The 13185-nt window shown below is 38.6% G+C and carries 11 protein-coding genes; 5 read left to right on the top strand and 6 right to left on the bottom strand.

What is annotated here, in order from left to right; translation table 11 throughout:
* Positions 1 to 45 precede the first annotated feature (45 nt).
* Genes murQ through aas form a run of 3 tightly spaced genes read right to left on the bottom strand, consistent with a single transcriptional unit; the run spans position 46 to position 4288 of the window.
* Positions 46 to 957, bottom strand: a complete 912-nt coding sequence (gene murQ / locus J3U42_RS03910; protein ID WP_267335625.1) for an N-acetylmuramic acid 6-phosphate etherase — start codon at positions 955 to 957, stop codon at positions 46 to 48.
* Positions 944 to 2131: a lysophospholipid transporter LplT gene (lplT, locus tag J3U42_RS03905; RefSeq protein WP_267335624.1), complete on the bottom strand. Its 1188-nt coding sequence runs from the start codon at positions 2129 to 2131 to the stop codon at positions 944 to 946. Before lplT ends, murQ begins: the two co-directional genes overlap by 14 nt.
* Positions 2132 to 2146: 15 nt before the next feature.
* Entirely contained in the window at positions 2147 to 4288 is a 2142-nt protein-coding gene (aas, locus tag J3U42_RS03900; RefSeq protein WP_220218874.1) for a bifunctional acyl-ACP--phospholipid O-acyltransferase/long-chain-fatty-acid--ACP ligase, read from the bottom strand.
* A gap of 200 nt (positions 4289 to 4488) precedes the next feature.
* On the opposite strand from aas, the gene J3U42_RS03895 reads away from it, so the two are divergent.
* Positions 4489 to 5463, top strand: a complete 975-nt coding sequence (locus tag J3U42_RS03895; protein ID WP_267335622.1) for a hypothetical protein — start codon at positions 4489 to 4491, stop codon at positions 5461 to 5463.
* Positions 5464 to 5535: 72 nt separating this feature from the next.
* Here J3U42_RS03895 and gpsA read toward each other — a convergent pair whose 3' ends face one another.
* Genes gpsA through J3U42_RS03880 form a run of 3 tightly spaced genes read right to left on the bottom strand, consistent with a single transcriptional unit; the run spans position 5536 to position 7547 of the window.
* A complete protein-coding gene (gene gpsA, locus J3U42_RS03890) occupies positions 5536 to 6549 on the bottom strand; it encodes an NAD(P)H-dependent glycerol-3-phosphate dehydrogenase (RefSeq protein WP_267329414.1) in 1014 nt (337 codons plus the stop codon).
* A 41-nt stretch (positions 6550 to 6590) separates the two neighbouring features.
* Positions 6591 to 7076 (bottom strand): protein-export chaperone SecB, encoded by a 486-nt coding sequence (secB, locus tag J3U42_RS03885; protein ID WP_267335620.1) that lies wholly within the window; start codon positions 7074 to 7076, stop codon positions 6591 to 6593.
* A gap of 30 nt (positions 7077 to 7106) precedes the next feature.
* Entirely contained in the window at positions 7107 to 7547 is a 441-nt protein-coding gene (locus J3U42_RS03880) for a rhodanese-like domain-containing protein (protein WP_220218878.1), read from the bottom strand.
* A gap of 454 nt (positions 7548 to 8001) precedes the next feature.
* Between J3U42_RS03880 and glnA the strand changes: the two genes are divergently transcribed.
* From glnA to J3U42_RS03860, 4 genes are all read left to right on the top strand, one after another.
* Entirely contained in the window at positions 8002 to 9411 is a 1410-nt protein-coding gene (gene glnA / locus J3U42_RS03875) for a glutamate--ammonia ligase (protein WP_220218879.1), read from the top strand.
* 96 nt (positions 9412 to 9507) lie between these two features.
* Positions 9508 to 10557 carry a nitrogen regulation protein NR(II) gene (glnL, locus tag J3U42_RS03870; RefSeq protein WP_220218880.1) on the top strand — a complete coding sequence of 350 codons (1050 nt, stop codon included), beginning with the start codon at positions 9508 to 9510 and terminating at the stop codon, positions 10555 to 10557.
* 11 nt (positions 10558 to 10568) lie between these two features.
* Positions 10569 to 12017 (top strand): nitrogen regulation protein NR(I), encoded by a 1449-nt coding sequence (glnG, locus tag J3U42_RS03865; RefSeq protein ID WP_267335618.1) that lies wholly within the window; start codon positions 10569 to 10571, stop codon positions 12015 to 12017.
* 182 nt (positions 12018 to 12199) lie between these two features.
* A complete protein-coding gene (locus J3U42_RS03860) occupies positions 12200 to 13180 on the top strand; it encodes a siderophore ABC transporter substrate-binding protein (RefSeq protein WP_267335616.1) in 981 nt (326 codons plus the stop codon).
* The last annotated feature ends 5 nt before the right edge of the window (positions 13181 to 13185 follow it).

Below are 13185 nucleotides of genomic sequence, written 5' to 3'. Positions count from 1 at the left end.
TTGAGTCATAAAATCTCTTTTGCTAACTGCTTTAACTGCATCAAATTAGCTTATCATAGTGTTGAGTGCTTTTCTGATAAATCCTTTATTTTCCGATAACCGTTTTTTGGCTTCAATCACATCAAGATCGGCCAAAATCATTAAAATTGCTGTTTTGCAATGCTGTTCACTTTGTTGCAAAGCCAAAATGGCGGTTTGGCGATCACATTGTGTTGCTTGCCTAACAATTGCTATTTGCCGTTCGATAAGTTTAGCATTAGTTGCTTCAACATCGACCATTAAATTACCATAAACTTTACCTATTTTAATCATGCTGGCGGTGGTGAGCATATTAAGGACGAGTTTTTGGGCTGTGCCGGCTTTCATTCTTGATGAGCCAGTAATCACTTCAGGCCCAACAATGGGGGTAATGGCAATGTCGGCTAAATCTATCATTGGCGCTTTGGCATTACAGCAAAGGCTAATGACAGTTGCACCTAGTGATTTGGCGTATTGCATTCCTCCGATGACATAAGGTGTGCGCCCACTAGCTGCAATCCCGACTAAAATATCATTGGCCGAAAATTGAATATCGGTTAAGTCGGTAACTGCCAGCTCCGGTTTGTCTTCAGCGTTTTCAACTGCTTTAAAAATGGCTGGTTTACCGCCCGCAATTAAGCCTATGACTTGTTGAGGTGGCGTGCCATAAGTTGGTGGGCATTCACTGGCGTCTAAAATGCCAAGCCGGCCAGAAGTGCCGGCACCAAGATAGATAAGTCTGCCATTATTTAAAAATGCATGACTGATTGCATCGACAGCATTTGCGATGTTAGCAAGCTGCTTTTCAACCGCTAGCGCAACTTGCTTATCTTCATTATTAATGATGCTGAGAATTTCAAGCGTGGAACATTGATCGATGTGTTCACTGTTAGGGTTTTGATTCTCGGTCATCATATCGCCAAGATTAATGTTTTGCATGCTTTTTTAATCCTATCCATAAAAAGAGTATGACAATGGCAACTAAACTGCCGAAGCCGACACCTATTGCAATAACGGGTAATTTCATGGCGACCGCTAAAGTATAAAGCCCTAGCATAATCATCATAGCACTATTTTGACTTAAGTTTTGGATTGAAACAACACTACCGGCACCAATTAACTCTTTCCCCATTTTTTGAATTAACGCATTAAGTGGCACGATAAAAAATCCGCCCAAAGCGCCAATTAGAATCAGTAAAATATACGATGAAATAATATTACTTTGTAAGGTGAATGCTATAACGGTCAGTCCCATTACTATTCCTGCCGGAATACAACGCAGGGTATTTTTCATCGAGATACACATACTTGCCAGCCCGGCGCCAATAACAATGCCGATAGCCACAACTGCATTAAGGTTAGTCGGCGTGGCATTATCTTCAATACCTAATACGATTGGTACCCAAGCGATTAACAGGAAACGTAGCGTAATTCCGGCTCCCCAAAATAGACTGGTACAACATAGTGTGTATAAGGTTTGTTTATTGGTGAAAACCACAGTAATTGATTTGACAAAATCTTGCAATATGCTGATAAATTTCCATTCAATATTTTTTCTTGCGGCAGGAAGTTTTGGTATGAAAATATTGGCAAGCACGGCCAGTCCATACATCAAAACACAAGTGAGCAGGGAGGCAATAATACTCATATCTGCAATATGCCCGCCAGCCAGTGAACCGAGTAGAATTGCGGCAATTGTCGATGACTCAATCAAACCATTGGCTTTCACCAGATTATCGCCGGTAGTTAGCTCGCCCAAAATACCATATTTTGCCGGGGAGTAGGTTGCGGCGCCAATTCCCACTAAAAAATAGCCGACAAAAGGGGTAATATCTAAACAGATACAACCGGCACCAATTAACTTGATCGAATTTGCAATCATCATTGCTCTGCCTTTGGACATGCTGTCGGCAAACTGGCCGACAAAAGGCGAAAGAATGATAAATGGGACGACAAAACTAATTTGCAGTGCTGATTGGCTCCATTCGGGATAATGAAGATTTTTAATATAAGCGAGAATGGCAAAAAAGATCGCATTATCGGCAAAAGCTGAAAAAAACTGCGCCAGCATGGTTGCGACCATGCCTTTGCTTAATAAGGAATAGTGATTCATGCGTAATCCTTTCGGTTATTCGTCAGCCATTTTTCGAAGAGTGATAAAATCAATTTTACCCGTCCCGAGTAGCGGCAACGCTTTAACAACACGAATATCACGTGCAATGGCTAATGCCGGAATACCCAATTGTTGCGCTGCTTGACTAAGCAGATCACGACTTAACTTATTTGAAGTGGTAAACAGGACTATCGCTTCGCCTTTTGCTGAATCCGGTTTGACCGTTGCACCATGCATGGCATCGGGGTCAACTTTTTTCGCTAATGCTTCTACGCTTTCTAATGAGACCATTTCACCGGCAATTTTGGCAAATCTTTTTAGTCTTCCTTTGATAGTAATGAATCCTTCATTGTCAATGTTGACGATATCGCCAGTATCATACCAGCCTTCTTCTAATTGACCATTTTGATCAGCCGCCGCAGGTGTGATTAACTGACCGGGAGTTTCAACCCGTAAGTAACCTTTCATGACATTCGGGCCTTTAACTTGTAACTCACCGCCGTCATTGATGCCCGGCACAGGAATCAATCTTGAAACCATACCCGGCATTAAGCGCCCAACAGTGCCATTTTTAAATGCCATAGGGACATTTAACGCAACAACCGGCGCACATTCGGTTACGCCATAACCTTCTAAAATACGAATGCCGTATTTATCTTTCCATTGTTCACGTACTGATTCCGGTAGTTTTTCTGCCCCAGCAACCACATAGCGCAAACGCATAAAATCATAAGGGTGCGCATAACGAGCGTAATTAGCCAAAAATGTTGGTGTTCCAAATAAAACGGTACAGTTTTGGTCGTAAATGATTTCCGGTACCATTCGGTAATGCAATGGGTTAGGGTATAAAAACGTTCGACTACCGGAAAACAGTGGTAAAAATAGTCCGGCTGTGATGCCAAAAGCATGAAACAGCGGTAAAGCTGACATAAATCTATCGGCCGGCGTGGGATCGATGACGGTACGAATTTGCTCAACATTGGCGAGCAAACTGCCATGAGTGTGTACAACCCCTTTAGGATTGCCTTCAGACCCGGAGGTAAACAGTACTAACGCTTCATCGTCACTCGATTGAGGATGCGCCACTAAGCGTGGAATGTATTGAAAAATAAAGGTATAAAGTTTATCCGAAAGTGTTAAGCTTTTGCTTAAATCTTCAAGAAAACACCACTTAACCCCTTTGATTTCATCGAGTAGATAATCAAGTTTGCCCTTTTTAATAAATTTACGTGATGTAATAATCGTTTTAATTTCTGCCGCTGTGATAGCACAGGTTAACCCTTTAGTGCCCGCGGTATAATTAAGCATTGCAGGCGTACGATTTTTTACCGATAAACCAAAAAAGGTTGCCACCGTAATTGTTGCGTTAGGCAATAGTAGCCCCACCCGCTCTTGCGGAGCCGTAAATTTTGCTACGATGCGACTGATACCGATAATTTGTTTAAATAAGTGACGGAAAGAGGCTTCATGTGTGGTTGGATCTTGCACCATACGGGTTTTAACGCCATAACGCACTTGAGCTTCAAGCAGGGCTTCAAATAGGGTTAACTTAGGACGACTTGCCATTCGGGCATTCATCATAATTTGATGTAGCTTTTCACCGGCAATATAGCGGCGTTCACTGGCAGTTGCGGCATCCGGCATTGGAATAGTAGTAGGTTCGAGTACATGTATGGTTATTTTCGGAAACAAGCGACGCTTAAATAACCCTTTTAAGCGACTGGTTAAGGTAAATTCTGCACCTTCAATCCAAACCGGTACAACGGTCGCTTGTGAACGGGCAGCAACAAAAGCGGCACCGTCGTAAATTTTCATTAATGAGCCTGTGATTGTAATGCGACCTTCAGGGAAAATAACAATAGGTCGGCCTTTTTCAATTTCACGGACTAATCGTTTAATCGCCATAGGATTTAAGGGATCCATGGGGACAAAATCAACATAGCGTTTGGCAAAACGAACTAACCAATGATTAATATACCCAGCATAAATTGCAAACACCGGTCTTACAGGTAAAAATACGCCGATTAAAATGCCGTCTAGGAAGGAAACATGGTTAGGAGTGATGAGGAGTCTTTCTTGCTTTAAGTTATTTAAATTACCATTAAGTTTGACATGGAATAATATCTTTAAAAAAAACTTTAATATTTTAAAAACCATTTGAATTCTCAATTACCGTACAAAATTGTACCAGGTAATAATAGTGAAAATCTATCCAATATACAAGAACTTTGATTTTTATGATTTTATTTATAATTAAATCATTCGTTGCGCTGTTTTGCTTAGTATTGTTACTCATTAACATAGACAACAGATAACAAAAAAGTAAAATAACGGATAACAACATATAAGGAATCATCATGTTAATTTTAACCGCAAAAGATATACAACAATGTTATAGCATGAAAGAGGCTATAGCGGCTGATAAACAGGCTTTAAAAATTTATACACAAGGAAACAGTGAAGTGCCATTACGTATAAATTTTGATATGCAAAATGGTCAATGTTTATTTATGCCTGCACATATTAAAGATAACGATGTAGTTGGTATAAAAATTGTTTCGGTTTTTCCCAATAACCCTAAATTGGGTAAACCGTCGGTGCCAGCACAAGTACTTATGATCGATCCGAAAACTGGCGAAGTATGCGCAATGTTAGACGGTACTTATGTGACACAATTACGTACTGGCGCTGTTCAAGGGGCGGCGACAGATCTGCTAGCTAAAAAAGAGGCTAAGCGAGCGGTGTTAATAGGTACCGGTGGGCAAGCGATTTCTCAGTTAGAAGCCATGTTAACGGTGCGTCCACTTACTGATGTGGCTATTTATGATATTGATACCAATAAAGCTAAACAATTTACCGAAGAGATGAAACAACGATTTGCCCACTTTCCGGCTCATCTCTATTTCTCACAAGATCTTGATTCAGATATTAGCCGTGCAGATATTATTACTTCAGTTACCACTTCCAACACTGCTACTTTTAATGGTGAAAAGGTGAAATCCGGTGCACACATTAATGGTGTTGGTGCTTATACGCCTAAGATGCATGAAATACCGGAGAGCGTTGTTAAACAAGCTGATATTCGTGTATTAGATACTAAAGATGGCGTGTTTGCTGAGGCGGGTGATATTATTGATCCGATTAACCAACAGTTAGTGACAAAAGATGACTTTTTTGAATTGGGTGATTTAGTTATCGATCCGCAAAAATGTCGTGTAAACGATCAGCAAATTACCCTGTTTAAAACAGTGGGCACAGCAGTATTAGATGTTTATGTCGGTTACGATATTTATCTAAAAGCTAAACAACAGGGAATCGGTACTCAAATTTAAGCGTATCAAGCACATTAAGCCAAAATAGATTTGAGGCAATCAATCAAACTTAATGTGCATTTAAGCTTAACTTTAGCTTTGCAGTTCTTGTTTTTGTGAACGTCCAAGTAAGGTCATGGCAGCTTGTTTAGGATCTTTGCCTTCATAAAGAATTTTATAGATTTGTTCGGTGATAGGCATATCGACATGATATTTTTGTGCAAGCATCCAAACTTCTTTGGTGTTTTTGCATCCTTCAACAACTTGAGCAATGATATCTTGCGCTTGTTTAATCGTTTTATTTTGCCCGAGTAAAATCCCAAAACGACGATTACGAGATTGGTTATCTGTGCAGGTGAGAACTAAATCGCCTAAACCAGCCATCCCCATAAAAGTTGCCGGATCTGCGCCGAGCGCTGCGCCTAGCCGCATCATTTCTGCCAGTCCACGAGTGATCAAAGCCGTTCTTGCATTTGCACCAAAGCCTAGCCCGTCAGATAAGCCTGCGCCGATAGCAATAACGTTCTTAATTGCGCCACCAAGTTGCACACCAATAAAGTCTTTACTGCTATAAACCCGAAAACTTTTACTACAGTGGAATAGATTTTGTAGTTCAGTTAAAAACTGATCATCGGTAGAAGCAACTGTCACTGCCGTTGGCAAGCCAGATGCAACTTCTTTAGCAAAGGTCGGCCCCGATATGACAGCAAGGGGAATTTTATCACCCAGAATCTCTCTTGCGACATCTTGCAGTAGCCTGCCGGTATCAACTTCAAGTCCTTTGGTTGCCCAAACGATTTTACTGTCTTTTCGCAAAAATGGTTTAATTTGTTTAAGAATGTTACCAAATGCATGACTAGGTACTACGATAAGTAAAATAGGGGACGCAGCAACTGCCGTGCCAAGGTCACTTTCAATATACAGTAAGTCAGGAAAAGGGATATCAGGCAAAAATTGATTATTTTGCCTGTCATGCTGCAAAATGGCCATTTTATCAGGGTTATGCCCCCATAATAATGTTCGATGACCATTTCGTGCTAGTAATATCGCCAGCGAAGTGCCATAAGAACCCGCACCAATTACTGTCACAGCAGCATCTTTTTTCATAAATGATCCAATTAAGTATTTAGTTAACTTTAAAACAATAATTATTGTAAAGTATCTGAAGACTCATTTTCAGCTTGTTGTTGCTGTTGTTGTTGAAGATAGTTCAAATACAATGCTTCAAAATTGACTGGTTCTAAGTTAAGTTGTGGGAATGTCCCTTTATTCACTAAACTTGCCACCACTTCACGTGCATATGGGAATAAAATATTTGGACAATATGCACCAAGACAATGTTGAATTTGACCTTCTTCAAAGCCAATTAATGAAAATATCCCAGATTGAGTGACTTCACAAATATACACAACTTCTTCTTGTTGTTTTACGGTAATGGTGACTCTGAGTGATACTTCAAAAACACTATCACTTAGTGTTTGTGAAGATGAATTAAGTTCTAAATTCATCTCTGGTTGCCATTGTTTAGTAAAAATTTCTGGCACGTTATTTGTTTCGAAAGAAACATCTTTGGTATAAATTCGTTGAATAGCAAATTGTGTTTCAGCTTGTTGTGTATTGTTTTGTTCTGTCATGATAAAACCTTATTTTGAAATGATATTATATTATTTTTTTACTAATGGTAGATTTTCGCCATTCCACCCAGCAATGCCGTCTTTTAACGTAAATACGTTTAAAAAACCTTGTTTGACAAGGAGTTCACCAATACTTGATGATGATAAACCATTCTCGTCAACTAAAATTATGAGATTTTCTTTAAATTTATCAATTGTTTTTGCATTCGCATTTTTGATATCAATCGGTAAGATATTGTGTGATTGAGTGATATGCCCTTTTTTAAAGCTATCAGCTGAACGAATATCGATAATAACCGCATCGAGCTTATTGATCATATTAATCGCTTGGGCGTTATTAATGATTTTTACTTTTGATAATTTACTTTTAACTGTTAATACGATGATTGCAATAAATAGGACAATCCAACCTAAAGATAGTAAAAGGTGATTTTTAATAAAAGGTATAATTTCGAGAGTAATAAAGTCCATACTTGTATATTTACCTGAATTTTTCAATATAAGAAGAGATTATAACGATATTATGCACTGAAATATAGTACCAATAAGAAAATCTTGTAAACACAAAATAATATTTATTGAGATTTATAAAGTCGGATAACGCAAATAAAACAATTTATTATTTTGGTGCTTTTTTTTCAATATTGCTCAGCTTTAATTTAACCAAGAGTGAAGATTCAAGCAAAATCTACCCATTAAATAAGCAAAATGGCACAATTGCGCTCAATTTTGGTGCGTAATCAATCTTGTTTTGCTTTATTTTGGTGCGTAAGTTTCATTTGTGTTATCATCGATCCATTAAATTCACCGAAATAAGGCATTTTAAAAAGTGGCATTATATTTGCATATAGTTTAGCAACTTATAAACCTTTGGCAACAATGCCTTACGAACTGAACAATTATTTGTCCTTAATGGAGAAGATTCATGTCTATACAAAAAGTATTAACACTAATTAAAGAAAACGATGTTAAATTTGTCGATTTACGTTTTACTGATACAAAAGGTAAAGAGCAACACGTTACAATACCGGTTAGTCAAATTGATGCTGATTTCTTTGAAGACGGTAAGATGTTTGACGGCTCATCAATCGCAGGTTGGAAAGGTATTAATGAATCAGACATGGTATTAATGCCAGATGCTTCAAGTGCCGTTATCGATCCATTTTTTGAAGATGTGACATTAAATCTCCGTTGTGACGTATTAGAACCAGCAACGCTACAAGGTTATGATCGCGATCCACGTTCGATCGCTAAACGTGCTGAAGAGTTTTTGAAATCTTCAGGCATTGCCGACACCGTTATTTTTGGACCAGAACCGGAATTCTTCCTATTTGATGACGTTCGTTTTGGAACGCCAATGTCGGGTAGTTTTGTTCATATTGATGATATTGAGGCGGCTTGGAACTCAGGGACTAAATACGAAGAAGGCAATAAAGGGCATCGTCCGGGCGTTAAAGGTGGTTACTTCCCACTTCCGCCAGTTGATTCATCGCAAGATATTCGTTCTGAAATGTGTTTAATTATGGAACAACTTGGCTTAGTTGTTGAAGCGCATCACCATGAAGTGGCAACAGCCGGACAAAACGAAATTGCTTGTCGCTTTAATACGCTAACTAAGAAAGCTGATGAAGTACAAATTTATAAATATGTGGTACAAAATGTTGCGCATGCTTATGGTAAAACCGCAACATTTATGCCAAAACCGATGTTTGGCGATAATGGTTCAGGTATGCACTGCCACCAATCTTTAGCCAAAGATGGGGTTAACTTATTTGCAGGTGATAAATATGCTGGCCTTTCAGAAATGGCATTATTCTATATCGGCGGTATCATTAAACATGCTAAGGCTATCAATGCGTTTACTAACCCTGCGACTAACTCATATAAACGTTTAGTACCGGGTTATGAAGCACCCGTTATGCTTGCCTACTCTGCTCGTAACCGTTCTGCTTCAATTCGTATTCCGGTTGTGACTAGCCCGAAAGCACGCCGTATTGAAGTTCGTTTCCCTGATCCAGCCGGTAATCCATATTTATCATTCGCTGCTCAGTTAATGGCTGGTTTAGACGGTATCATTAACAAAATTCATCCGGGCGATGCAATGGATAAAAACTTATATGATTTACCACCGGAAGAATCTAAATTAATTCCTCAAGTAGCAGGTTCATTGGAAGAAGCGCTTAATGCATTAGATGCCGATCGTGAATTTTTAACACGTGGTAATGTATTTACGAATGATACGATTGATGCTTATATTGATTTAAAACGTCAAGACGTTGATCGTGTACGTATGACTCCACATCCTGTCGAATTTGAGCTTTACTATAGTTTATAACGTTAATGTTGATAACATTATCGTCTATCAGCTATTTGATAAAAATTAATCCACCGCTTACAGGCGGTGGTTTTAAATGAGGACGGAAATCCTGCGATGACATTTGATAATGAATCTGATGCTAATCTTGTTCTCGATTCGATGATTACAAGTATTTTGTTACTTGATAAACAACTCCATATTCGTTATGCCAATACAGCAGCTCAGCAGCTTTTAGCGCAAAGCACGAAAAAATTATTAGATAGCTATCTGCCCGATCTATTGGGTTACTTTTCGTTGGATATTGATTTGATGCAAAACGCTTTAGATCAAAATCAAGGTTTTACCGATAATGAAGTCAACTTAGTGATTAACGATGAATTACATATTTTATCGTTAACCGCTCAACTCCTACCTAATGGGCAAATTTTGCTCGAAATGGCGCCATTAAATAATCATAAACGATTGAGTCAAGAGCAATTACAGCAAGCGCAGCAGAGTGCGGCTCGTGATCTAATCCGTGGGCTTGCTCATGAAATTAAAAATCCTTTAGGTGGCCTACGCGGCGCCGCCCAGTTATTATCTCGCCAGTTACCGAAAAACGAGCTACAAGATTATACTAAGATTATTATTGAACAAGCGGATAGATTAAGAAACCTCGTCGATCGGTTGTTAGGTCCTCAGCAACGATTACTACAACAAGAGCAAAATATTCATAAAGCTATTGAACGAATCTATGCGCTATTGTGCCTTGAAAAGCCGGACAATGTACAAATTTTGCGTGATTACGATCCAAGCCTACCGGATTTAATTCATGATTCCGAACAGATAGAACAGGTTGTTTTAAATATTGTTCGTAATGCTTTGCAAGCAATTGGTGCAAAAACCGGCACAATTACTATCAGAACCAGAACCGCTTTTCAAGTGACTATACATGGCCAGCGTTATCGGCTATGTGCACGCATTGATATTGAAGATAATGGACCGGGAGTGCCAATGCATATTCAAGATACCCTTTTCTATCCTATGGTAAGTGGTTACGAAGGGGGTACCGGCATCGGGCTTTCAATTGCGCATAATATTGTGGATCAACATCATGGCAAAATTGAGTTCAATAGTTGGCCGGGTCATACAGAGTTTTCAATTTATTTGCCAATCAAACAATGAGGTAAATGATAATGAATGTTTGGATTGTTGATGATGATAGTTCGATTCGTTGGGTATTAGAAAAAGCGCTGACTAATGCGCATTTTCATTGCGTCAGCTTTTCCAGCGGGCAAGCAGTCATCGATGCTTTAGTCAATCATCCCCAAAAACCAGCAGTTTTAATATCCGATATAAAAATGCCTGGGATTGACGGACTAACGTTACTGCACCACATAAAGGAGCAGATGCCTAATTTACCGGTGATTATTATGACGGCACATTCGGATTTAGATGCGGCTGTTAATGCTTATCAACGTGGCGCTTATGATTATATCCCTAAACCTTTTGATGTTGATGAAGTTATTCAATTGGTTGAACGAGCTATTTTACAAAATCAGAGCAATAATTCCTCGCATACCACTACGGTAAAAGCATCGACTGGTATTATTGGTGAAGCACCTTCAATGCAGGAAGTGTTTCGTATTATTGGGCGGTTATCTAAATCCTCAATTAGTGTTCTTATTAATGGGGAATCAGGAACAGGTAAAGAGCTGGTCGCTAAAGCGTTACATACCCATAGCCCACGTGCGCAATCGCCATTTATTGCACTTAATATGGCGGCCATTCCAAAAGATCTGATTGAATCTGAACTTTTTGGGCACGAAAAGGGCGCTTTTACTGGTGCGGCACAAATCAGACATGGGCGATTTGAACAAGCCAATGGCGGTACGCTATTTTTAGATGAAATTGGCGATATGCCATTAGATGTACAAACCCGATTATTAAGAGTACTTGCGGACGGGCAATTTTATCGAATTGGTGGTTATTCACCAATTAAAGTTGATGTGAGAATTATTGCTGCTACGCATCAAGACTTACAAGCTCGAGTTAGAGAAGGTAAATTCCGGGAAGATCTGTTTCATCGACTCAATGTAATTCGTATTTTATTGCCACCATTACGTGATCGCTCTCAAGATATTCCAAAACTTGCCGAGCATTTTTTGCATACCACCGCTCAAGAATTAGGGGTTGAAAGTAAAGTATTAAGTCCGCAGGCACTTGAAATTTTATGCCTGTTTAATTGGCCAGGTAATGTAAGACAGCTCGAAAACGTTTGCCGGTGGGTGACTGTTATGTCTTCAAGTAAAGAGATACTGGTTCAGGATTTACCTGCTGAATTGCTTCATCCATGCACAGCTAATATTAGCGAACCAAATGAAATATCGCCCCCTGTGATGTCGGTATCTAATTCGAACTGGCAACATGAGTTAGAAAATTGGGCTAAACAAGCTTTAGTCGCAGGTAAGACAGGAATATTAACCGAAGCTGTTGCAGATGTTGAGCGTATCTTATTAAATTGCGCACTAAATTTTACCCGAGGTCATAAACAAGATGCTGCTAATTTATTAGGTTGGGGGCGCAATACTTTAACCCGAAAATTAAAAGAGTTATCCAATGAAAATGATCGTGGTGCACACTGATGAATATATAAATTTTTTATTATAATGTTTTGCAATAGATATGATTTCTCCTTATTTAACGTTAATTTTACATATTCTTTGAAGTTTATTGAACACTGAGTTGTTTTTAGATACAATTTAATGATAATGATTATTATTTATCATTTATTTTGTTTTATCTAAACAAGTTAATAGGAGTTCATATGTATTCATTTATCAAAGTTAAAATTACAGTGCTGTTTGCTGTATTGCTGTTAGTTGTTGGGTGCGATAATAATAAGAATAACCAAAAGACAGATTATTCCAATACCAATATTTGGAAAGATGCTCTGATAATTAAACACGCTCAAGGCGAAACATCGTTTGAGTATGCTCCCAAAAAAGTCGCTGTTTTTAACATTGCAACGCTTGATATTATTGATGCATTAAATATTCCAGTCACAGCTGTGCCACAATCAGATGTCCATTTACCTGATTTCTTATCTAAATATAGTGATAAGTCCTATACTAACATTGGGACTTTGTTTGAGCCTAATTACGAAGTACTTAGCTCTATCAATCCTGACTTAATTATAGCAGGTGGACGAGCAACTGATGCCTATCCAAAATTAGAAAAATTAGCAAAAACAATCTCCTTAGATATCGATTCCAATAATTTCTTAGCGAGTTTAACTGAGCGAACTCGCCAATTAGGTTGGATTTTTGAAAAAGAGAAAGAAGCATCTAAATTGATTGAAGACTTTAATCAAAAAATAGAACAACTAAAACCAAAAACAAGTACAGCCGGTTCGGCGTTAATGATTATGGTTAATGGTGGCAAAATGTCAGCTTATGGTCCAAAATCTCGTTTTGGCTTTGTGTTTGATGTTTTAGGTTTCAAGCCGGCAGCTGTTTTCCAAGAAGCAGGCCGTCATGGTAATTCGATCACCAGTGAATTTGTTTTGAGTGTTGACCCGCAGTGGATATTTGTTATAGACCGTGATAGTGCCATTGGTAATAAAGAAGCGTTATCCGCACAACAAGTTTTAAATAATGAATTGATCCAAAAAACTGCCGCATGGAAAAATAATCATATTGTTTATCTGGATTCAACATCAATGTATATTGCTGGTGGTATTCAAACTTATAGTCGATTGATGGATCAAATAGAAGAAGCGTTGCAAAAAACATCAACGAATAATTAAAGTAT

This window comes from Gilliamella sp. B2923 (assembly GCF_026536565.1).
Taxonomy (GTDB): domain Bacteria; phylum Pseudomonadota; class Gammaproteobacteria; order Enterobacterales; family Orbaceae; genus Gilliamella.
This window is presented reverse-complemented; position numbering and strand designations above follow the sequence as displayed.